The sequence below is a fragment of the Streptomyces sp. NPDC101776 genome (assembly GCF_044766845.1).
Taxonomy (GTDB): domain Bacteria; phylum Actinomycetota; class Actinomycetes; order Streptomycetales; family Streptomycetaceae; genus Streptomyces.
Window position 1 is genome coordinate 516389 of sequence record NZ_JBIWMV010000004.1, and the last position, 21110, is coordinate 537498.

Below are 21110 nucleotides of genomic sequence, written 5' to 3' on the forward strand. Positions count from 1 at the left end.
ATTGGGGCTAGCTGAGCCCCCAGCTTGGGAAGCTGGGGGCGTTTGGGACTGGTACGGGCGGTGACCTGGGCGAACGGTTCGGGTGCGGCCTCGTCGGGCTCGGCGGCTTTCACCGTGGTTCCCCGCTGTTCCCCGCTGGATCTGGTGCGGTTGGTGCAGAGCTGCGGCGACCAGAAGGGATCAGCCTTCTACGTTCCATTCGTCGAGGCGGATCTTCACCTGATGGTTGTGGTCCGCGTGCCAGATCACCTCACCGGTGACGGTGTTGTCCATGGCAGGCAGCTCCATGTGGTGAGGCATCGCGGTGACCTCGGCAAGGCCGACCGCATTGGGCACGGCATCGAGGAGGAGGAAGACGCCGAACGGCTGTCGGCCGATCACCCGTCCGCTGACGTGAGAGCCAAGGGGTAGTGCGGAGACCGTTGTTGGCCAGCTCCGGTCTACGACATCCGCGGCCGGCACTAGGGAGGGGACTTCGCTCCGGGTCGATGTGCACAACCCGGGGTTCCCGGCAGGTGTGCTGCTGCGGTGCCCCGATGCCGACGATGCGCATGGGCGCGGGCTGCTCCTCGTCGACTCCATCGCCGAGTCCTGGCATTCCGGGCCGAGTTGCTTCGGCGGGACGGTTGTTTCGTTTGTGGTGGCCGATGTTTGGGGCGCGGACTGATCGAAGTTCGTCAGGTACGGCAGGGAGGCCCAGGTCGTCGACCTGGGCCTCCCCTGTTGAGCTGAAGCAGTCTCAGTCCGTCGACCCCGGCTTCACCACCGTGCTCACGAAGTCGCCGATCGCTTCCAGCGTCGCCCCCAGCGCCTCGATCTGGGGGAAGTGGGCCGCGTCCGGGATCGGGGCGAAGTGGCCGTTGGGGAAGGCGTCGGCGTAGCCGCGGCCGTACTTGAGGGGGGCTATGCCGTCTTCCTCGCCCCAGACGACCAGGACGGGGACGGTGACGCGGTGCAGGCGGCCGCGGAGTTTCGGGTCGTAGGTGAAGTGGTCGCCGCCGTAGATCGCGAGGGTCTTCTGGTTGGCGGCTCCCGCGGCGCGCTGCTCGTCCGTGAAGGAGGCGAAGTCGGGGCGGAACTTGGCGTTGGCGAAGGAGAGTTGGCTGATGTCGGACGGGGCCATGGTGCGCGGGTCGACGACGCGGTTCTCGACCATGTGGGCGTGGATGCCGACCGCGTTCAGCAGGGTCAGGGCGCCGATCCGGCCCTGGTTGTCGCGCAGGGCCATCTCCGCGGCGATCCAGCCGCCGACGGAGTTGCCGACCACCATGACGCCCTTGAGGTCCAGCGTGTCGAGCAGGTCCAGATAGGCGATGGCCAGGTCGGCCACCGTGTCGAAGCGCTCCGGGCGGGGCGTGCCGTCGAAGCCGGGGTGGGTCGGCGTGACGACGTAGACGTGCTCGGAGAGGGCGTTCGAGATGCCCGCGACCGTGCGCGGGCCGGCGCCACCGTGCAGTATCAGCACGCCCGTGCCCTCGGTGTTCTCGCCGAACTCCTGGATGGTGACGGAGAGTCCGCCGGGGAGGGCGACGGTGCGGGTGGGGGCGGGGGTGGCGGCGGAAGCGGGGGTGGTCATGGGTTCAGTCCTTGTCGCTGGTCTTTGTCTTGGTCGTGATCAGTTGTGATCAGTTGTGTTCGGCTGCTCTCGGGTGTTCTCAGTCGTTCTTGGCTGCTGCTGAGAGCTGGCTCTCATTAAGGTAGGGGGTCGGCTCTCTTTATGCAAGTTCACTCTCATGATGAGGGTGGGGTGTTGGTGCGGGTGTGGGGGAGGGGCGCGAACGCTCCCGGGGTTCGATGACAAGTACTGAGTGAGACCGTCGTCCGGCGGTCGGGAACGGAGACTCGGTGAAACCGGATGAACGCGGCGACAGCGAAGCCCAGTTGACGCGGTCGGCGCGGGGCGACTCGGCGGCCTTCACACACCTCGTGAAGGCGCACTCGGCCGCCCTGCACGGCTACTTCGCTCGGCGTATGCCCATCGCGGCGGAGGATCTGCTCGCCGAGACCTGGCTGCAGGCGTTCGCCGCCCGGCGCACGTTCGACCCCGCGCGGGGTTCGGCCCGGGGCTGGCTGTTCGGGGTGGCGCACAACGTGCTCGCCCAGTATCTGCGGCGGGCCGGGCGGCGGGAGCCCGCACTCGGACCGGAGGTCATCGACCCCTGGCAGGTGGTGGACCAGCGGCTCGACGCCGCCGCGATGGCCCCCGCACTGCGCCGGGCGCTGGCTGAACTGCCGCCCGAAGAGCGGGAGTTGCTGCTTCTGATCAGCTGGGAGCAGCTCACCCCGGCCGAGGCCGCCGCCGTCGTGGGGATCCCGGCCGGCACCGCCCGTTCGCGGCTGCACCGGGCCCGGGGCCGGCTGCGTGACCGGCTCGTCGTGCCCCGCCCGACCGGACCGACGGGACGGAACCTGACCGCGACCGGAGATCTCGCATGACCGCGTACGACAACAATGAGGAGAACGACATGAACGAGCGAGGCACACTGCTGGACTTCCCCGGCGCCGACGAACTGGCGATGGCCGGGCAGGTCGAGCCGCTGTCGGAGCCGGCGCTGGCCAGGGTGCTGACGGCGGTCGAGGCGGCCGTGGCGACGGAGGGGGTCACGGGCACTGCGGGTAGTACGGGACGGGTCGGGCTGACTGCGGGCGGTGGCACCGTGACGTCGATCCGGGGGCCGTCGCGGCGTCGGCGGGTCCTGATCGGGATGCTCACCACGGCCGCGGTCGCGGCCGGCGTGGTGACGTACACGCACCCCGGCACGACCCCGTCGAGCACCGGCGGGCACAGCGCGGCGAGCGCGGACACCGCGGCCGTGTTCCTGGACGACATCTCCACCGTGGCCGCCACCCAGTCGGCCGCCACCGGGAAGTACTGGAAGAACCACACGACGATCGCGGACACGTACATCTCGCAGTCCATGCAGTACTACGTCGTCACCAACGGCAAGGCCGCCACGAAGGGGACGCGGCCCGACTGGCAGCTCGGGCCGAAGGACCTCGACTGGAAGGGTCTGGAGCAACTGACCACCGACCCGGCGAAGTTGCTCGCGCTGCTGCAGACTCCGCCGCGGCCCAAGAGCATCTCGCCCTTCGACCAGGCGGCCACCCTGCTCAGCGACTCCCCGGCGGGCCCGAAGCTGCGGGCCGGGCTCTTCAAGGCGATGGCGGGGCTCAAGGCCGTCAAGCTGGTCGGCCAGGTCAAGGACAGCACCGGACGCGGCGGGACGGCCGTGGAGTTCGCGGAGGCCAAGAGCGTCGGACGGGTGATCGTCGACCCGAAGACCAGCGCGATCCTGGAGTACACCTTCACGTGGACCGCCGGGGCCAGCAAGGGCAAGGTCAGCCACTACACGGTCCTGTCGTCGGGCTTCACCGACAAGATCGGCTGACGGGGGAAGACAGCCGGGGCGGGCCGGGGAGCTTCCAACTTCCCGGCCCGTCCGGCCGGTTACGCCCCCGGCAGCGAAGCCGCGAGGTCCTCCCACGCCTCGTGCACGTCCTCCCCGACCATCCCGAACTGCGTGATCACCGCGACGCATCGCCCGTCCTCGTCGTCGAGTTCGAGCGCCGAGGTCGGTCCGTGGGCCGCAGTGGAGCGGACGAGGTGGCAGGCCCGGACGGCGGCCAGGTCGATCTCCACCGAGCTCTCCGCGAGCGCCGCGAACACCCGTCCGCCCACGGTCCGGTCGGTGACGTGGATCCGGCCGGCGCACGCCTGCATGGTTCCCGGGGCGAACACCGCGACGCCGATGGGGAGTCCGACCGAGCAGACGTGGTCGAGCACCGACGCCAGGACGTGCGCGTCGACCAACCGGTGCGCGCCGCGCAGGTAGTTGTGGAACGCCGCGCGCCGGGTCGTGCCGTCGTCCGCCAACACCGCGTCCAGTTGGGCGAGTTGGTCTCCGGTCTCCCATGCCGGGACCTCGGGGGACGGTGAAGTCCCCGGCGGCGTCGATCCGATGGCGGTCGTGGGAACCAGTCCGGACAGCAGGCGGTCGCCCTCGGACAGCAACCGGCCCTGGTGCACGGTACGGCCGTCCGGGCCGTGCAGACGCAGGGCTACGGTGTCGTCCTCGTCGCGCGCGACCACCGCCGAGGCGATCCTGGCGGCGTCCACACGCAGCGCGATCGACCCCGGCCGGACCGCGAACGCCTCGCCGCGCAGGCTCGGTTCGGCATAGTGCCCGGCCTGGTCGATGCGAGCCACCGGGCCGCCGGTGACCGCCTGGAGGTACTGGAAGAGCGTCAGAAAACGTGCCAGCTCGGGCATCCGCGCGTCGATCAACCGCGCGCTGCCGCGACCCCGCCGACCGCAGCAGCCCTCCAACCCACAACCGTGATGGTCGGTCATCCTCAGTACACGTCCCGCACATAGCGCTTCGCCCGCCGCAGGTCGGCCAGGTACTCCGCCGCGTCGTCGACTGTGGTCGCGGGCAGGGTCGTACAGCCCGAAGGTACTCTGATTCAAGTGCGGGTCCTGTGCGCGGGTTCCGGCTGGGGGTACCTCCCAGGCGCGTGAGGCGCGGGGGAGGACGGCCAGGCTGCGTCGGTGAAGCGCTCGCCGCGGGTTGGCCGGAGTGCCGGCCGAGGCCCTGAGTGGTGCGAAGAGTCATGGTAAGGCTTACCTAACTTCTGCGGCAAGTGTGTGCGCTGCACTTATCCGCTGCCGGACCTGTATCCGCTCCCGGCCCGGTTTCCCCTCCCGGCCTGGGGCGCAGGGTAATCGGCTGATCAAAAGTCGGCAGTGGATCGGCATCCTGACGGTCCGCCCCGGCCTGGCTGCCGTAGCGTTCCGCCCACTCCAGCAGACAGGTGACTGGATTTCAGCGGCTGTGTGCGCCGGCGTCCGACGTGTCCCCACAGCCCGGGGGGAACATGTCCATGCGCCGCAGACGACCGCTCGTGAGATCCATAGCCGTCCTCTCCGTGCTGATCGGCGGTCTCGGTACCGGCATCGCCCACGCCGATTCGGGCACGTCCCTGTACGTCGACGACGACGCCGCCGGCTGCAGCGACACCGGGCCCGGTACACCGGCGGAGCCCTTCTGCCAGATCCAGCCGGCCGCGGACGCGGCGGCGCCCGGGGACACGGTCCATGTGGCGCGGAACAAGACGCAGTACGCCCCGGTGACCATCGCGTCGGTCGGCACCGCGGACGCGCCCGTCACCTTCGTCGCGGTTCCCGGCGACAGCCCGACCGCCACCGGCACCGTCGTTCTGAGCAGGACCTCCGCACCGGCGGTGACCTTTTCCGGCGCCCAGTACGTCGACGTGAGCGGGTTCAACTTCTCGTCGGGTGGGGCGAACACCGTGGTGGTCTCGCGGTCTCGGCACATCACCTACGACACGGGCTGGGTCAGTACGGCCACGGCGGCCCCGAGCACCGCCCAGACGATCACCGTCGATGGAGCGTCCTCCGGAATCTCGCTCACCCGGCTGCGCATCGCGGCCGAGTCCGGCGGCCCCGCCTTCGCGAGCGCGGCCGGAGCCGAGGACATCACGCTGGCCGACGACGCCATTCAGCTCGGCGGAGGCGTCACGGCCGTAGGCACCACGGGCCTCCACCTGGCGGGCGACACCATCGACACGGCGTGCGGCGACGCCGTCAGCCTGACCGACGGCAGCTCCGGGTCCGTCGAGAACACCGTCGCGGTCCCCGACACATTGGCAACCTGCGCGGACACCGGCACCTCCGCCGAGATCACGGTGGACGCCTCCTCCGCACCGCAGGTCACCGCGGACTACAACGCGGTCAGCCCCCGCTCGACCGGAACCGACTACGACTGGGCCGGCACCGCGTACGGGACCCGGCAGGCGTTCCTGACCGGCACCAGCCAGGGAGCCCACGACCTGGACCAGATGGACGCGACGCTCTCCACCACGAGTCTGATCGACTCGGCGGACGCCGACGCGCCCGGTGAACTCCCCACCGACCTCCACGGCGCACAGCGGGTCGACGACCCGCTCGTCGCCGACACGGGCACGGGCACGGGCGACTACGACCGGGGCGTGACCGAGGTCCAGGACCCGCTGAACGTGTCGATACCCGGCCGCTCGTCCACGGACGTGTACGTCGGTGTGCCGGTGACCTTGAAGGCCAACTTCACCAACCCGTGGTCGGACTCCCTCGACGGCTACAACTACACCTTCGACTTCGGGGACGGCACGACGGCCACGTCGACCACCGGCTCGGCCACCCACACGTACACGCAGCCCACCACAGTCGCCAACATCTACGCCACGGTCACGACGTACCGGCCGGACGGCACCGAACTGGGCGTCGCGAGGGGTTCCTTCTTCCCCGTCCGTCCGCTGCCGTCGCTGACGGGCGGCCTCAGCTGCGACACCGCACCCGCCCTCCCGGACACCACCAGCTGCAACTTCGCCGCCTCAGGATTCAGCGGCTACCCGATCACCAGTGACCGGATCGGCTACGGCGACGGCTCGGCGGCCGTCTCCGTGACGGGCTCGAAGGGCTTCACCCAGCACACGTACACCGCCGCGGGCACCTACACCGTCACCCAGCAGCTCACCGACTCCGCCGGGCGCACCGCCACCGACACCACCCGTGCCACTGTCGGCCCGGCCTACGTCGCCACCAGCCCGAAGCGCGTCCTGGACACCCGCTCCGGCACCGGCGCCGCCAAGCGTCGGGTGGGCCCCGGGGGCGTGGTCCGCCTCAAGGTCCTCGGCGTCGGCGGCATCCCGACCTCCGGGGTGACCGCGGTGACCATGAACGTCACCGACACCAATGCCACCGCGAGCAGCTACGTCACGGTGTACCCGGACGGCACGAGCCGCCCGACCGCCTCGAACCTCGACTTCGCCGCCGGGCGGACCAACCCGAACCTGGTCACGGTCAAGGTGGGCGCGGACGGCTACGTCGACCTGTACAACGCCCACGGTGACGTGGACCTCATCGCCGACACCCAGGGTTACTTCACGACCAAGTCCATCGCCGAGAACGACCAGATGGGCAACCTCGCGCCCGTCTACCCGACCCGGGTGCTGGACACTCGCAACGGCACCGGTGCCGCCAAGGGCGAGGTCGCGCCCGGGAGCACGACGACCGTCACCCTGCCGCAGGACGAGCAGGGGGTCGACATCATCGGCGCCGTCCTCAACGTCACCGTGACCGGAGGCACCGCCGGCGGCGTGGTCACCGTCTACTGCGACGGACGCCCCGGCACGTCGAACCTCAACTACCGTGCGGGGCAGACCGTTTCCAACCTGGTCGTGACGAAGGTGTGCGACGGCGGCAAGATCGAGATCTACAACAGCGGCGGACACGTCCACCTGATCGCCGATCTCCAGGGGCTCTACACCAACTACGACGGCGACACCGCCCCTGTGGGCAGCCCCTTCGTGCCGGCCGACCCCACCCGCTTCCTCGACACCCGCAACGGCACGGGCGCCCCGGCGAAGGTGCTGGGCGCGAACGGCACCCTCACCGTGAAGGTCGCCGGTGTCGCGGGCATCCCGGCCGACCCGACCGCCGTGCTGGTCAACCTCACCGGTGTCGGCCCGACCACCGGCACCCACCTCACCGCCTACGGCGCGGACGGTCTGCCGAACGTGTCCAACGACAACCTGACCGCCGGCGAGACCCGACCGATCCTGGCGGTGATCCCCGTGGACGCCGACGGTGACATCCACATCCACAACTCGAACGGATCGGTCGACGTCGTCGCCGACCTGGCGGGTTACATCCGCTGACCGCGAAGCCGCTCGCTATCGCACCGTCGCCCTGAGGGTCACCTCGATGTTGCCCCGGGTGGCGTTGGAGTACGGGCACACCTCGTGCGTGGCCTCGACCAACTGGTCGGCGGTGGGCTGGTCCAGGCCGGGGAGGTGGGCGGTCAGGGTCACGGCGAGGGTGAAGCCGCCGGCGTCGCGGGTGAGGAGGCCGACCTTCGACCGGACTGTGGAGGCGCCGAGTTGGGCACCTTGTTCGGCGGCGATGACGCGGAGGCCGTTGTGGAAGCAGGCGGCGTATCCGGCGGCGAAGAGCTGCTCGGGGTTGGTCTTGTCGCCGCCGGGGCCGCCCATCTCCTTCGGGACGGCGAGGAGTTCGTCCAGCACGCCGTCGAGGGAGCGGACTTCGCCGTTGCGGCCGTCGCCGGTGGACAGGGCCTCGGTGGTGTAGAGCGTGGGCATGGTGGTTCCTCTTCGTCGATTCCGTGGGGCAGGCTTCGAGTCTGGAGTCGGCGGCCGTGCGCGGCCTGCCCCTGTCAGGGCCAGGCAGCGCGCGGCGAGGAGACCACCGTGTCGCTACTTCCCTCCGGTGGCGCAGAGTTCCGTGTCGATCAGCGCGTTCTGGGCCATCTCCGTGGACAGGTCGGACGCCCCGTCTCCCGTCGCCTCCAGGACGACGGTCCGGCGGCCGTCCGGGCTGACGCCGTCACGGGTGGTGTAGCCCATCAGGTCGCCGGCGTGGCTGTAGTAGACGCCGCCGCAGGTCAGGGGGATCTCCATCAGACCCAGGCCGTAGCGGGCGCCGGGCCAGACGGGGTCGAGTGAGGTGGCTCGTACCGTCGTCTTCATCTCGGCGAGCTGGGCCGGGCGCAGCAGCTTGCCGCCGAGGAGCGCGGAGAAGAAGCGGGACAGGTCGGCGGTCGTGCTGATCATGGCGCCGGCCGAACCGGCGGCCGTCGGGTTGAAGGCGGTGACGTCGATGGTCGGGCCGGTGTCGCCGAAGTCCGAGTAACCGTGCAGGTGTTGGCCGGGGATACGGGACGAGGTGTCGGGCGCGGAGGTGTCGCGCAGGCCCAGCGGGCGGATGATTCGCCGGGTCACCTCCTGCTGCCAGGTGTGGCCGGTGGCCTTCTGGACGATCATTCCGGCGAGGATGTAGTTCGTGTTGGAGTACTCCCAGTCGGTGCCCGGCGCGAAGTCCGGGGCGTGCCGCATCGCGATGCCCACGAGCTGCTTGGGGGTCCAGGTGGTGTACCGGTCGGCCTCGAAGCCCGCCACCGAGTCGATCGCGGGGAAGTCGGCGGTGTAGTTGAACAGTCCGCTGGTGTGGTTCAGCAACTGCCTTACAGTGATGGCGTTTCCGTCGTTGCCGTTCCCCGACACCACGCCGGGCAGCCAGTGTTCGACGGTGTCGTCCAGCGACACCCGTCCCTCGCCGACCAGTTGGAGCAGCACCGTCGAGACGAAGGCCTTGGTGCTGCTGGCGATCCGGAAGCGGTCGGTGACGCGGGCCGCCCGTCCCGTGCTGGTGTCGGACATCCCGGTGGTGGCGGTGTAGCGCCGGCCGTCCGGGCCCGTCGACTGCGCTACGACCGCGACGGTTCCGGTCTTCTCGATGGCGTCCACGCTCGCCTGGAGTTGTCGTTGCCGGGAGTCCTTGGCGCCCTCCGTTGCGCTCGCGAGGGGTGTCGCGAGGCCGAGGCCGAGCGCGGCCAGCACGGCCGTGGAAACGAGGTGACGGATCGTCATCATGCGCTGTCTCCCTGGAGGTTGGGGTTCGTGGCACCGGTCGTCCGGTGTGTTCACCAACCTAGGAAGAAGCCGCGCGGTGATCGATCCAGCCCGCAGGCCGGTCCGTCGTACAGCCTGCTGTACCAAGGGACTGCGGAAAACCTCAGGACAGCCGTCGTAGGCCCTCCAGGTAGCGCAGGACCGCCGCGACCCGGCGGTCGACCTGGTCCGTCGGGGACAGGTCGAGCTTGGCGAAGATGCTGCGGATGTGTTTGTGGACGGCGCCGTCGGTGACGACGAGCTTCTCGGCGATGGCGGAGTTGCCCAACCCCTCGGCCATCAGGGCGAGTACGTCGCGTTCGCGGGGGCTGAGCCGGTCGAGGCGGGTGTCCTGGCGGGAGCGGGTGAAGAGCTGGGCGACGACCTCCGGGTCGATGGCGGTGCCGCCGGCCACCACGCGGTGCAGCGCGTCGAGGAACTCCTCGACGCGGCCCACCCGTTCCTTGAGCAGATAGCCGAGACCGCTCACCCCGCCGCCCAGCAACTCCGTGGCGAAGCTCTGCTCGACGTACGCCGACAGCACGAGCACCGCCAGGTCGGGGCGCCGGCGCCGGGCCTCGACCGCGGCGACGATCCCCTCGTCGGTGTGGGTCGGCGGCATCCGTACGTCGAGGATGGCGACGTCCGGTTTGTGCAGGTCGATGGCGTCCAGCGCCTCGTCCGCGGTGCCCGCGGTGGCCACCACGTCCAGCCCCTCGGCGCGCAGCAGCAGGGCGAGGCCCTCGCGCAGCAACGGGTCGTCCTCGGCGATCACGATCCGCATGTCAGGCTCCACAGCTCAAGTTCCGCATGTCAGGCTCCAGCGCTCAAGTTCCGCATGTCCGGCTCACTTCGCTCGTCACGGTCCCCGGCTCACGCGCCACGGGGAAGATCCACCGTCAGTACGGTCGGGCCGCCCGGCGGGCTGGTCAGGGTGAGGCCGCCGTCGTGGGCCGCGATCCGGCGGCGGATGCCGGTGATGCCGGAACCGCCCTCGGCTCCCCCAGAGCCGAAAGCCTGGGAGGGGCCCCCAGCACCGCCTTGGCCGTCGTCCTCGACGCGCAGCACCAGCCGGCCGCCACTGCCGCGTGCCGTGATCGTGGCGTGCCGCGCGCCGCTGTGCTTGGCGATGTTGGTCAGGGCCTCGGCGACGATGAAGTAGGCCGTCGCCTCGACGGAGGCCGCGCAGCGTTCGGGCACGTCCACGTCGATCCGGCACGGCACCGCGCAGTCCGCGGCGAGACCGGAGAGCGCGCCCGCGAGCCCCCGGTCGGCCAGCACCGGCGGCAGGATGCCGCGCGCGACCGTCCGCAGCTCGGCCAGCGCCTGTTCGGCGGCGGACTGGGCGCGTTCGAGCAACTCGTCGGCGCCCGCCGGGTCGCGGGCCACCATGCGGCGGGCCGCGCCGAGCAACACGGCCACGGAGACGAGCCTGTTCTGCGCGCCGTCGTGCAACGACCGCTCGATACGCCGCAGTTCGGTGGCGTGGGCGTCGAGCGCGGCGGCGCGGGTGGCCGTCAACTCCGCGACGCGCAGGGAGAGATCGACATCGGGACCGGCCGCGAGCAGCCGCCGCCCGGGGGCCGACTGGAGCCGGGCCATGCCCGGGGTCAGCCCCAGGATGATGGCGATCCAGCCGATGCCCAGCAGCGCCACGGCGAGGGCGTCCGGCCAGGTGTGCGCGTGGCCGATGCCGAGGGACGTGGCCGTCGTGTTCTCCGGCATGAACGTCCAGTACAGCGGGAACGTCGTGTCCCGTACGGCGGTGATCGGCAGCGTGACGCCGAGCAGCCCGAGCAGCAGCCCGAGGGTGGAGTGCCGTACCAGCCAGCGCAGTTCGCGGTGCGTGGCCGGGTCGGCGAGGGCGAGCCGCAGCCGGGTGGGCGGGGGTGGCGGGGCGATCACCTCGGGGCCCCGGCGGGCGAGCCGGTCGCGTTCGCGTCCGGCCAGGGCGTGCAGGGCGCGCAGCGGCGCGGGCGCGATGAGCAGCCCCACCCCGACCAGGCTCGTCAGCGCGGTGAGGGCCAGACAGAGCAGCAACAGCCCGGCGAGTACGGCCGTGTTGAGCCCGGAGGCGAGCTGGGCGATGGCCCGGCCGGCGGCGCCCAGGGTCCGTAGCGCGATGTGCCTGACGCTCTCGCGCGGTGCGGCCACCCCATCGCCGGCCGTCGCGCCGCCGACCTCGCTCGTGCTCGCTGTCATGCGAACGACCCTATGCCGTACGGCAGTTCCGCGCGGGCCCGGGACAGGGGAGTACAGCCTGCTGTACCCCGAACCGGGCGGGCTGCGGGATCGGCCGCGAGGGGTGTCGATCCATAGCGTCGGTGACGACAGCAGGAAGAGCACCGGACCCACCTGACCTCGGGAGAGACCCCCATGCGGCACACGACGACGACGCCCTCCGATCCCGCCGACCGGATCGACTCCGGGGACATCGCCCGCACCCTGCTCTGGACGGTGGTGGTGGCCGGCGTGCTCGCCAACATGGCCGCCTCCTTCGGCGGCGCCGCCACCTGGGTGCACCTCGTGTGCGGCGCGGTCACCGTGCTGTGCGCGGGCATCCTCGCCGTACGGAACCTGCGGGGCCGGCGATGAGGACCGCAGCCACTACGACCACTGCCGCCATCGCCCTTGAAGGCGTCAGCAAGGCCTACCCCGGAGGCGTACGCGCCCTGGACGACGTGTCGTTGACCGTCGAACGCGGCACCTTCCTCGCCGTGATGGGACCCTCGGGCTCCGGCAAGAGCACGCTGATGCACTGCGCCGCCGGGCTCGACTCCCCGACGTCGGGGAGTGTCCGTATCGACGGCCACGAGATAGCCGGGCTGAACGAGACCCGGCGTACCGAACTCCGGCGCGAGCGCGTCGGGTTCGTGTTCCAGGCGTACAACCTGATCCCCTCCCTCTCCATCGAGGACAACATCACCCTGCCGCTGAGGCTGGCGGGCCGCGGCCCCGACCGGGACTGGCTGCGCACGCTGGTGGAGCGGGTCGGGCTGGCCGACCGGATGTCCCACCGCCCGGCCGAGCTCTCCGGCGGTCAGCAGCAACGGGCCGCCGTGGTGCGGGCGTTGGTGGCCCGCCCGGCGGTCGTGTTCGCCGACGAACCGACCGGCGCGCTCGATCTGCGCAGCGCCCACGAGGTCCTCGATCTGCTGCGCGACCTTGTGAACGACCTGCGCCAGACGGTCGTGATGGTCACCCACGACCCGGCCGCCGCCGCCCGCGCGCATCACGTGCTGGTGATGGCCGACGGCCGGGTGGTCGACGCCCTCAAGGCGCCGACCGCCGATGAACTGGCCGCCCGGCTGGTCGAGTTGGGGAGGGTCTGAACCATGTTCCGTCTCGCGATACAGATGGTCGGGCATCGCGTCACCGCGCTGATCGCCGTGGCCTGCGCGGTCCTCGGCGGTGCGGCGCTGATCACCGCGACCGGTGTCCTGGCCGAGTCCGGCCTCCGCTCCCACCTGCCCGCCGGCCGGCTCGCCGGGGCGTCCGTCGTGGTCGCGGCCGACCAGGAGTTCCACCCGGCCGGCGACCTCCCGCTCGCGCTCCCGGAACGCCGGCGGATCCCGGCCCAACTGGTCGGAGAACTCGGCAGGTTGCCGGGCGTCACCGCATCGGTCGGCGACATCGGCTTCCCGGCCGTTCTCGTCGACGCGCACGGTCGGGTCGTACCGTCCGAAGACCCGCAGACGTCCGGGCACGGCTGGTCCTCGACGAAGCTGCTGGCGGGCGCGCGCGTCGAGGGCAGCGCGCCGACCGGTTCCGGTGAGGTCGCGGTGGGCGGCGCGACCGCCGCCCATGCCGGTCTCAAGCCGGGTGACACGGTCCAGGTCGTCGTCAACTCCCGCCCCGCGCGCGGCTATCGGGTCTCGGCGGTGGTCGACGCGGCGGGTGCGGGTGTCTACTTCGCCGACGAGACCGCCGTAAAGGCATCGGGGCCCGCCGGTCACGGAAGCCGTGTCGATCTGATCGGGCTGCGGACCGCGCCCGGTGCCGAGGAGCGGGTCGCCGCCGAGGTGCGGACGAAGCTGAAGGGCACCGGGCTGCTGGCCGTCACCGGGGCCGGGCGGGGCGACACGGCCGCGCCCGGGGCCGGGGCCTCGCGCTCGCTGCTGGTGCTGCTCGCCGGTTCGCTGTCCGGGATCGTCCTTTTGATCACCGGGTTCGTGATGGCGAGCGCGCTGGCCGTGGCGATCGGTGGGCAGCGGCGGGACCTGGCGTTGATGCGGGCGGTCGGCGCGACCCCGAAGCAGATCCGGCGGCTGGCCGCGGCGCAGTCCACGGTCGTCGCGGCGGTGGCCGTGGCACCCGGGGTCGGGCTCGGTTATGTGCTGGCCGGACAGTTCCGCGGACTGCTCGCGGACAAGGGGGTCATCCCGCCCCAACTCCCCCTCACCTACGGCCCGTTGCCCGCTCTCGCGGCGATCGTCCTCATGATCCTCGCCGTCCAGGTGTCGGCGCGCTGCTCGGCCTGGCGCACCTCGCGGATGCCGGCCACCGAGGCGGTCGCCGAGTCGCGCAGCGAGCCGCGCGAACCGTCGCGGGTCCGGACCCGTATCGGCGTGCTCGTCATCGTCGTGGCGACCGCCATGTCGGCCCTGCCGCTCTTCTCCCGCACGGTCATCGGCGCTACGGCCACCTCGCTCGCCGGCATCATCGGCGCGATCGGCCTCGCCCTGGCCGGACCTGCGCTGGTGCGGGGCGTCGGCGGTGCGGCGGCCCGGGCGACCCGGTACGGCGGCTCCGCCCCGACCTGGCTGGCGATGGCCAACCTGCGCGCCTACGCCCTGCGCAACGCGGGCATCGTCTCCACGCTGGCCATGGCGGTCGTGTTCGTGCTGACGTACACCTTCACCCAGACCACCGTGCTGGCCGCCACCGCCCAGGACACCCGCACCGGCACCCTCGCCCAACTCCGCCTGGGCGCAACCGCGTTGGGCGGGCTGCCCGACGGTACGGCCGCCGCCGTACGCAAGACTCAGGGCGTACGGGCCGCCGCTCCCGTCGGGACCACGACCGTGGTGTGGGAGTACCAGGAGTTCGGTGACCCGGTGTCCGAGTCGGGTTCCGCGACGATCCTCACGCCGGACGCGGCGGGCGTCCTCGACCTCGACGTACGGGACGGCAGCCTGAGCCGTCTCACCGGCGCGACCGTCGCCGTCAGCAGTGATGTCGCCCGCACGCGTTCCGCGACGGTGGGCCACCGGGTGGACCTGGTCCTCGGCGACGGCACACCGGTCGTCGCCAAGGTCGTCGCCGTGTACGGCCGGGGGCTCGGCTTCGGCTCGGTGGTGCTGTCCCACGATCTCGCGGCCGGACACACCACGACGGCCCTCGACCAGTCCCTCCTGATCCGCACCGACGGCACGGCGAAGGCGCGGCAGAACCTCACGGCCCTCGCCGCCGCCCGCCCCGGCCTGGCCCTCGGCCCCGCCGAATCCCCCTCCACCGGCGGCCTGAAGGACGCCCCGCCCGAGGTGTGGATCAACCTCGCCACGATCATCGTCCTGCTCGTCTACCTCCTGCTGAGCATCGCCAACAAGCTGGTCGCGGCGACGGCCCAGCGCCGGGTGGAACTCGGCGCCCTCCGCCTCAACGGCACCACCCCCCGCCAGATCCGCGCGATGATGCGCCGCGAGGCCGCGATGACCGCGGCCACCGCACTCACCGCGGCCCTGCTGCTCTCCGCGATCCCCCTCGCCCTGCTGGGCCAGGGCTTCCTCGGCCACCCCTGGCCGGCGGGCCCGACCTGGCTCCTGCCGGGCCTCGCGGTCCTGGTCACGGCGACGGCGTTCCTCACCATCGAACTTCCCACGCGGCAGGCTTTGCGCACGGGGGCGGCCGATGCGATTCGGGGGCAGTGAGGGGGCGGGTCCGGCACGGGCGAGCGCGTCGATCCCGCCGAGGCGAACATCGGTCCGAACGAGTGGACTCGCGGGGACGTGCACCCCAGGAAGACCTCCCGCCCGATTCCGGATGGTGCCGTGGCAGCCCCAGTCCCGATCCGGAAGAAGTGGCCCGACACATGAGACGTATCCCCTCCAGGCGCCTCCTCGCAGCCGTGCTGCTGCTGATGGCGTCCGCACTGGCCGCGCCGGTGACGGCGGCCTCCGCCAACGCCGCCGGCGCGGTGCACCCCGTAGGTGTGCACGACGCGTGTTCGTCCGACGGGCTCGGGCGCGGTGTGGCCGCCCGGCTGGACAAGGCCGTCGCGGATGTCCGGCGGTCGGCCGCCATCCCCGGTGTCGCCGTCGGGCTGTGGATCCAGGGCAAGGGGTGTTACGTCCGCGCGACCGGCGTCGCGAACACCGCCACCCGCGAGCCGATGCGCACCGACTTCTACTCGCGGATCGGCAGCGAGACCAAGACCTTCACCGTCACCGCGCTGCTCCAGCTCGTGGACGAGGGGAGGATCCTCCTCGACGACCCCATCGCCCGCTACGTCCACGGCGTACCGAACGGCCGTCACATCACCCTGCGTCACCTCGCCGAGATGCGCAGCGGACTGTTCCCGTACAGCGCCGACGCCGACTTCGCGCACGACCTGCTGAGCGACCCGACCCGCTCGTTCACCCCGCGTGAGCTGCTGGCGTACGGCTACAAGCACGACAACACCTCCGCGCCGGGCAAGGTGTTCGTCTACAACAACAGCAACCTGGTGCTGCTCGGGCTGGTGGTCGAGAAGGTCACCGGTCATCGCATCGCCGACGTCATCGACCACCGGGTGCTCCGGCCGGCCCACCTGGAGCACACGCTGTTCCCCGACGGCCCGAACGTCCGTGAGTTCCCCGAGCCGCACGCCCACGGCTACACCAACCAGACGCTGACCGGCGCGGTCGCCGACTCCACCGACTGGAACCCGAGCTGGGCATGGTCGGCCGGCGCGATGATCTCGGACATGCGGGATCTGCGCAGTTGGGCCCGGACCGTCGCCACCGGAGCACTGCTCAGCCCCGAGACCCAGAAGCAGCGCCTCAAGACGCTGCCGACCGGATTCCCCGGCCTCAGCTACGGACTCGGCATCTTCGAGACCGGCGGCTGGATCGGCCACAACGGCTCCATCCCGGGCTACGAGTCCGTGACCGTCTACCTCCCGGCGCAGAAGGCCACGCTGGTCGTGCTGCTCAACACCGACATCACCTCCGGCGGCCAGGAGCCGTCCACGCTGGTCGCCCGCGCGGTCACCGGGATCGCGACCCCTGACCATGTCTACGACGGGCAGGCGCCCACGCGCCAGGCGTTCCGCCGGGAGTAGCGCGATGTGCGTCGTCGTTCGAGTGCGGCGCCGTCGTGGCTGGTCGCGCCCACGCGGCGGTAGCCGCACATTCGACACAGCCCCGCGCCCCTTCGGGGGCGCTTGGCCAATCCATCGCCCGACCTGCTCCGGATTACGCGTGAAGCCCTGATCGCAGGGCGAGCGCAGGACGGGAGTAGGCGTGATGAACGCGACGGACGCGGCGGACGCGAGGGAACGGGCACCGTACGGGCGGCGGACCGCCGTGGTGGGGGCGGGTGTGGCGGGGCTGACCGCCGCGTACATCCTGAGCCGGGCCGGGCACGTCACCCTCTACGAGGCCGACGACCGGCTCGGCGGGCACGCGCACACCCACGAGCTGACCTCGCCGCACGACGGGCGGGTGCACCGCGTCGACTCCGGGTTCATCGTGCACAACCGGCGTACCTACCCCCGTCTGCTGCGGCTCTTCGACGAACTCGGCGTCGCCACGCAGGAGTCGGAGATGAGCATGTCCGTGCGGTGCGAGGGCTGCGGGCTGGAGTACGCCGGCGCCCGCGGCCCGGCCGGACTGTTCGCCCAGCGCCGCAACCTCCTGCGCGGCCGCTATCTCCGGATGCTGGCCGAGGTCACCGTCTTCCACCGCAAGGCCCGGCGGCTGCTGGCCCGGGGCGGTGAAGAGGCGCTCACCCTGGGGGAGTTCCTCGACCGGGAGGGCTTCTCCGCCTACTTCCGCGCCCACTTCGCCACCCCGATGGTCTCGGCCGTGTGGTCCTGCGACGCCGTCACCGCCCAGCGCTACCCGGCCGCCTATCTGTTCCGCTTCCTGGAACACCACGGGATGCTCTCGGTGAGCGATTCGCCGGTGTGGCGCACGGTGAGCGGTGGGTCGGGCCAGTACGTCGAGCGGATAGCGAAGCACATCGGCGAGGTGCGTACCGGCACACCCGTCCGCTCCGTGCGGCGCCGCGCCGACGGCGTCGACATCACCGCCGAGGACGGCACCACCGACGGGACCACCGAGTCGTACGACGCCGTCGTCATCGCCGTCCACCCCGACCAGGCGCTCCGGCTGCTCGCCGAACCGACCGGGCGGGAACGGGAGGTGCTGGGCGCGTTCCGCTACTCCCGCAACACCACCCTCCTGCACACCGACACCCGGCTCCTGCCGCGTGCCCCCGGCGCCCGCGCCTCCTGGAACCACCTGCTGCCGTCCTGCACCGCCGACTCCGGCCAGGTGCAGGTCAGTTACGACATGAACCGGCTGCAACGCCTCGACACCACCGAGACGTTCGTCGTCACCCTCGGCGGCGAGGAACGCGTCGACCCCGGCCGGGTGCTGGCCCGCATGGTCTACGAACACCCCGTCTACACACCCGAGTCCGTGGCCGCGCAGCAGCGGCTGCCCGAACTCGCCGACGACGTCTGCGTGTTCGCGGGCGCCTACCACGGCTGGGGTTTCCACGAGGACGGCTGCCGCTCCGGCGTCGAGGCCGCCGCCGCACTGGGGGTGCGCTGGTGAACGCCGTACCCGCGCTGTACGCGTGCACGATCAGCCATGTGCGGACCACACCCCGGCGGTACGCGCTGCGCCACCGCACGTACATGTGGCTCGTCGATCCCGACCGTCCGCCCCAACTCCCGCGCGCCCTGCGCACCTTGGCCCGCTTCGACCCGCGCGACCACTTCACCGGCGACCGGCCCTCGATCCGGGCCGGCCTCGACGCCTTCCTCGCCGAGCAGGGTGTGCGGCTCGACGGCGGCCGGGTCCTGATGCTCACCCACGCCCGGGTCTTCGGCTACGTCTTCAACCCCCTGACCCTGTACTGGTGTTACGGCCCCGACGCCGACCCGGAGACGCGGCAGCCGCTCTGCGTGGTCGCCGAGGTGCACAACACCTACGGCGGACGGCACTGCTATCTCCTCCACCCGGACGCCTCCGGCACCGCCCGCGCCGAGAAGAAGCTCTACGTCTCGCCGTTCTTCCCGGTCGACGGCGGCTACCGCATGCGCGTACCCCGGCCCGGGTCCCAACTCGCCCTGACCGTGCACCTGGAGCGCGAGGGCGGCCGTCCCTTCACCGCGACCGTGCGCGGCACCCGGCGCGCGGCGAACCCGGCGACCCTGCTGCGGCTGGCGCTGCGCCACCCCTGGTCCACCCTCACCGTGTCCGCCGCGATCCGCCTCCACGGCATCCGGCTCTATCTGCGGGGCCTGCCGGTCCAGCCCCGGCCCCGCCGCCCCGAACCTCGTATCCCGGAGAAAGTGACATGACGACAGCAGAACGCCGGGTCGGCACCACCGGCATGCCCGATACCGGGAACAGAGCCAACTCGCTTACTGAGGGCGCGGATTCGGCCCTCTGGCCCGATGTCTTCCGCGTACCGGACGCCTCCCGGTTCCGCACGACGGTCACCGCCGCGCTCGTCCGGCGGGCGCTCGCCGAGCTGCCGCTGCGGGCCCGGTTCGCCGGACGCGCGGACATCGGCCTCGGCGGGCCGCTGGTCGAAGTGCGGGACCCGGCCGCCTTCTACGCCCGTATCGGCACCCACGGCCTGGTCGGGTTCGGCGAGTCGTACATGGCCGGGGAGTGGGACGCCCCCGACCTGGTGGCCGTCCTCACCGTTCTCGCCGGACGGGCCGCCGAGTTGATCCCGGCGCCGCTGCAACGCCTGCGCGGTCTCTGGGCGTTGGGCCACCCGCACGCCGAGCGCAACACCCCCGACGGTTCGCGCGCCAACATCAGCCGCCACTACGACCTGTCCAACGACCTCTTCGCCCTCTTCCTCGACGACACGCTCAGCTATTCGTCCGCGATCTTCCGTGGTTTTCCGACGAGTCGGGATCTGCTGGCCGCCGCCCAGCACCGCAAGATCGACCGGCTGCTCGACCTCGCCGAGGTGGGTGAGGGCACCCGGATGCTGGAGATCGGCACCGGCTGGGGCGAACTCGCCCTGCGGGCCGCCGCCCGGGGCGCCCACGTCACCTCGCTCACCCTCTCCCGGGAACAACGCGACCTGGCGATCCAACGGGTGCGCGCGGCCGGCCTCGACGACCGCGTCTCCATCGAACTGCGCGACTACCGCGAGGCGCGCGGGGCGTACGACGCCGTCGTGAGCGTCGAGATGATCGAGGCGGTCGGCGCGGAGTTCTGGCCGGTGTACTTCCGGGCCCTGGACGAACGGCTCGCGCCGGGCGGCCGGTTGGCGCTCCAGGCCATCACCATGCCGCACGAGCGGATGCTCGCCTCCCGGGACACCTTCACCTGGATCCACAAGTACGTCTTCCCGGGCGGTCTCATCCCGTCCACCGAGGCGGTCGAGGAGACCGTCCGCGACCACACCGCCCTCCGCCTCACCCGCCGGGACGCCTTCGGCGCGCACTACGCCGAGACCCTGCGGCTGTGGCGCGAACGGTTCACCGAGCGGGCGGGGGAGGCGGCGGCGCTCGGCTTCGACGCGGTTTTCCACCGCCTGTGGACGTTCTATCTCGCCTACTCCGAGGCCGGGTTCAGGTCGGGCTATCTCGACGTACAGCAGTACGTGTTCACGAAGGACGCGGGGGAGTGCCTGTCGTGAGCGGCTTTCCGTGGGGCGCGTTCGCGGTCAACCTCGCCGGGGCGGCGGGCGCGGCTCTCGCGGTCATGCTCGTCACCTTCGCCGTAGCGCTGCGCATCGGTGTGCACCGGATCGTGGATGTCGCCTGGGGGCTCGGCTTCACGGCGGTGGCGGGTGTGACCTGCGTGCTCTCCGCCGGGGAGGGCGATCCCGTACGACGGCTGCTGGTGACCGTACTGACGGCGGTCTGGGGGCTGCGGCTGGCGGTCCACATCGCGCGCCGGGGCCGGGGGCACGGTGAGGATCCGCGTTACGAGGCGATGCTGGCGAAGGCGCCCGGCAGCCGTTCCGCGTACGCCCTGCGCATGGTCTATCTCCTCCAGGGCGGGTTGGTGTGGCTGGTCTCCCTGCCGGTGCAGGCCGCGCAGTACGTGCCGGGCCGGCCGTCCGTCCTCGCGTGGGCCGGTACGGCGGTGTGGGCGGTCGGGGTCGGCTTCGAGGCGGTGGGGGACGCGCAGTTGGCGCGCTTCCGGGCCGATCCGGCGAACCGGGGCCGGATCATGGACCGGGGCCTGTGGTCCTGGACCCGGCACCCGAACTACTTCGGGGACTTCTGCGTGTGGTGGGGCCTGTTCCTGCTCACCTGCGACTCCTCGGCGGCGGCCGGCGTGTCCGTCGTATCGCCGCTGGTGATGAGCCTGTTGCTGACCAAGGGCAGTGGACAACGCCTGCTGGAGCGGCACATGGCGGACCGGCCGGGATACGCCGAGTACCGGGCGCGCACGAGCGGGTTCTTCCCGCGCCCGCCGAGGTCTTCGCGGCAGCGGGGGGCGGGAGAGGTGTGACGG

General features: G+C 71.6%; 18 protein-coding genes and 1 pseudogene. 12 read left to right on the top strand and 7 right to left on the bottom strand.

From position 1 onward, the window contains the following. Window positions 1-180: 180 nt before the first annotated feature. Window positions 181-381 carry a hypothetical protein gene (locus ACIRRY_RS17635; protein ID WP_403973240.1) on the bottom strand — a complete coding sequence of 67 codons (201 nt, stop codon included), beginning with the start codon at window positions 379-381 and terminating at the stop codon, window positions 181-183. Between the two features lie 82 nt (window positions 382-463). Between ACIRRY_RS17635 and ACIRRY_RS17640 the strand changes: the two are divergent. Further along, a pseudogene (locus ACIRRY_RS17640) lies at window positions 464-667 on the top strand (ATP-binding protein); the annotation flags it as partial. A 72-nt stretch (window positions 668-739) separates the two neighbouring features. Here the strand turns inward: ACIRRY_RS17640 and ACIRRY_RS17645 are convergent. Further along, on the bottom strand, window positions 740-1576 hold the full coding sequence (locus ACIRRY_RS17645) for an alpha/beta fold hydrolase (RefSeq protein ID WP_403973243.1): 837 nt from the start codon (window positions 1574-1576) through the stop codon (window positions 740-742). Between the two features lie 269 nt (window positions 1577-1845). Here ACIRRY_RS17645 and ACIRRY_RS17650 point away from each other — a divergent pair, with 269 nt between their 5' ends. Continuing rightward, window positions 1846-2436, top strand: a complete 591-nt coding sequence (locus ACIRRY_RS17650) for an RNA polymerase sigma factor (protein ID WP_403973245.1) — start codon at window positions 1846-1848, stop codon at window positions 2434-2436. Then, complete coding sequence (locus ACIRRY_RS17655; protein ID WP_403973247.1) at window positions 2433-3389, top strand: hypothetical protein; 957 nt, start codon at window positions 2433-2435, stop codon at window positions 3387-3389. The genes ACIRRY_RS17650 and ACIRRY_RS17655 overlap by 4 nt, the downstream gene beginning before the upstream one ends. A gap of 59 nt (window positions 3390-3448) precedes the next feature. Here ACIRRY_RS17655 and ACIRRY_RS17660 read toward each other — a convergent pair whose 3' ends face one another. Next, window positions 3449-4270 carry a hypothetical protein gene (locus tag ACIRRY_RS17660; RefSeq protein WP_403973250.1) on the bottom strand — a complete coding sequence of 274 codons (822 nt, stop codon included), beginning with the start codon at window positions 4268-4270 and terminating at the stop codon, window positions 3449-3451. A gap of 611 nt (window positions 4271-4881) precedes the next feature. Between ACIRRY_RS17660 and ACIRRY_RS17665 the strand changes: the two genes are divergently transcribed. Next, window positions 4882-7716 (top strand): hypothetical protein, encoded by a 2835-nt coding sequence (locus ACIRRY_RS17665; protein WP_403973252.1) that lies wholly within the window; start codon window positions 4882-4884, stop codon window positions 7714-7716. Between the two features lie 15 nt (window positions 7717-7731). Here ACIRRY_RS17665 and ACIRRY_RS17670 read toward each other — a convergent pair whose 3' ends face one another. From ACIRRY_RS17670 to ACIRRY_RS17685, 4 genes are all read right to left on the bottom strand, one after another. Then, on the bottom strand, window positions 7732-8157 hold the full coding sequence (locus tag ACIRRY_RS17670; RefSeq protein ID WP_403973255.1) for an organic hydroperoxide resistance protein: 426 nt from the start codon (window positions 8155-8157) through the stop codon (window positions 7732-7734). 114 nt (window positions 8158-8271) lie between these two features. Continuing rightward, window positions 8272-9447 (bottom strand): serine hydrolase domain-containing protein, encoded by a 1176-nt coding sequence (locus ACIRRY_RS17675; RefSeq protein WP_403973257.1) that lies wholly within the window; start codon window positions 9445-9447, stop codon window positions 8272-8274. Window positions 9448-9589: 142 nt separating this feature from the next. Next, window positions 9590-10249: a response regulator transcription factor gene (locus ACIRRY_RS17680; RefSeq protein WP_403973258.1), complete on the bottom strand. Its 660-nt coding sequence runs from the start codon at window positions 10247-10249 to the stop codon at window positions 9590-9592. Window positions 10250-10338: 89 nt separating this feature from the next. Beyond that, window positions 10339-11667, bottom strand: a complete 1329-nt coding sequence (locus ACIRRY_RS17685) for a sensor histidine kinase (RefSeq protein ID WP_403973260.1) — start codon at window positions 11665-11667, stop codon at window positions 10339-10341. A gap of 174 nt (window positions 11668-11841) precedes the next feature. On the opposite strand from ACIRRY_RS17685, the gene ACIRRY_RS17690 reads away from it, so the two are divergent. The 8 genes from ACIRRY_RS17690 to ACIRRY_RS17725 all read left to right on the top strand — a co-directional run bounded on the left by ACIRRY_RS17690 (window position 11842) and on the right by ACIRRY_RS17725 (window position 21107). Next, entirely contained in the window at window positions 11842-12060 is a 219-nt protein-coding gene (locus tag ACIRRY_RS17690; protein ID WP_403973262.1) for a hypothetical protein, read from the top strand. After that, a complete protein-coding gene (locus ACIRRY_RS17695; protein ID WP_403973264.1) occupies window positions 12057-12797 on the top strand; it encodes an ABC transporter ATP-binding protein in 741 nt (246 codons plus the stop codon). Before ACIRRY_RS17690 ends, ACIRRY_RS17695 begins: the two co-directional genes overlap by 4 nt. Before the next feature lie 3 nt (window positions 12798-12800). Next, on the top strand, window positions 12801-15335 hold the full coding sequence (locus tag ACIRRY_RS17700) for an FtsX-like permease family protein (RefSeq protein WP_403973266.1): 2535 nt from the start codon (window positions 12801-12803) through the stop codon (window positions 15333-15335). 161 nt (window positions 15336-15496) lie between these two features. Beyond that, entirely contained in the window at window positions 15497-16726 is a 1230-nt protein-coding gene (locus ACIRRY_RS17705) for a serine hydrolase domain-containing protein (protein ID WP_403973268.1), read from the top strand. Window positions 16727-16910: 184 nt separating this feature from the next. Beyond that, a complete protein-coding gene (locus tag ACIRRY_RS17710) occupies window positions 16911-18227 on the top strand; it encodes an NAD(P)/FAD-dependent oxidoreductase (protein WP_403973271.1) in 1317 nt (438 codons plus the stop codon). Beyond that, complete coding sequence (locus ACIRRY_RS17715; RefSeq protein WP_403973273.1) at window positions 18224-18979, top strand: DUF1365 domain-containing protein; 756 nt, start codon at window positions 18224-18226, stop codon at window positions 18977-18979. The genes ACIRRY_RS17710 and ACIRRY_RS17715 overlap by 4 nt, the downstream gene beginning before the upstream one ends. Next, on the top strand, window positions 18976-20283 hold the full coding sequence (locus tag ACIRRY_RS17720; RefSeq protein WP_403973275.1) for a class I SAM-dependent methyltransferase: 1308 nt from the start codon (window positions 18976-18978) through the stop codon (window positions 20281-20283). The genes ACIRRY_RS17715 and ACIRRY_RS17720 overlap by 4 nt, the downstream gene beginning before the upstream one ends. Beyond that, complete coding sequence (locus tag ACIRRY_RS17725) at window positions 20280-21107, top strand: DUF1295 domain-containing protein (protein WP_403973277.1); 828 nt, start codon at window positions 20280-20282, stop codon at window positions 21105-21107. The genes ACIRRY_RS17720 and ACIRRY_RS17725 overlap by 4 nt, the downstream gene beginning before the upstream one ends. Window positions 21108-21110: the final 3 nt, after the last annotated feature.

What these genes read in the sequence shown, in the direction of transcription:
- ACIRRY_RS17670 (WP_403973255.1), bottom strand. Translation starts at nt 8,157, where the DNA reads ATGCCCACGCTCTACACCACCGAGGCCCTGTCCACCGGCGACGGCCGC.
- ACIRRY_RS17655 (WP_403973247.1), top strand. Translation starts at nt 2,433, where the DNA reads ATGACCGCGTACGACAACAATGAGGAGAACGACATGAACGAGCGAGGC.
- ACIRRY_RS17675 (WP_403973257.1), bottom strand. Translation starts at nt 9,447, where the DNA reads ATGATGACGATCCGTCACCTCGTTTCCACGGCCGTGCTGGCCGCGCTC.
- ACIRRY_RS17695 (WP_403973264.1), top strand. Translation starts at nt 12,057, where the DNA reads ATGAGGACCGCAGCCACTACGACCACTGCCGCCATCGCCCTTGAAGGC.
- ACIRRY_RS17720 (WP_403973275.1), top strand. Translation starts at nt 18,976, where the DNA reads ATGACGACAGCAGAACGCCGGGTCGGCACCACCGGCATGCCCGATACC.
- ACIRRY_RS17685 (WP_403973260.1), bottom strand. Translation starts at nt 11,667, where the DNA reads ATGACAGCGAGCACGAGCGAGGTCGGCGGCGCGACGGCCGGCGATGGG.
- ACIRRY_RS17700 (WP_403973266.1), top strand. Translation starts at nt 12,801, where the DNA reads ATGTTCCGTCTCGCGATACAGATGGTCGGGCATCGCGTCACCGCGCTG.
- ACIRRY_RS17705 (WP_403973268.1), top strand. Translation starts at nt 15,497, where the DNA reads ATGAGACGTATCCCCTCCAGGCGCCTCCTCGCAGCCGTGCTGCTGCTG.
- ACIRRY_RS17665 (WP_403973252.1), top strand. Translation starts at nt 4,882, where the DNA reads ATGCGCCGCAGACGACCGCTCGTGAGATCCATAGCCGTCCTCTCCGTG.
- ACIRRY_RS17680 (WP_403973258.1), bottom strand. Translation starts at nt 10,249, where the DNA reads ATGCGGATCGTGATCGCCGAGGACGACCCGTTGCTGCGCGAGGGCCTC.
- ACIRRY_RS17690 (WP_403973262.1), top strand. Translation starts at nt 11,842, where the DNA reads ATGCGGCACACGACGACGACGCCCTCCGATCCCGCCGACCGGATCGAC.
- ACIRRY_RS17710 (WP_403973271.1), top strand. Translation starts at nt 16,911, where the DNA reads ATGAACGCGACGGACGCGGCGGACGCGAGGGAACGGGCACCGTACGGG.
- ACIRRY_RS17660 (WP_403973250.1), bottom strand. Translation starts at nt 4,270, where the DNA reads ATGCCCGAGCTGGCACGTTTTCTGACGCTCTTCCAGTACCTCCAGGCG.
- ACIRRY_RS17645 (WP_403973243.1), bottom strand. Translation starts at nt 1,576, where the DNA reads ATGACCACCCCCGCTTCCGCCGCCACCCCCGCCCCCACCCGCACCGTC.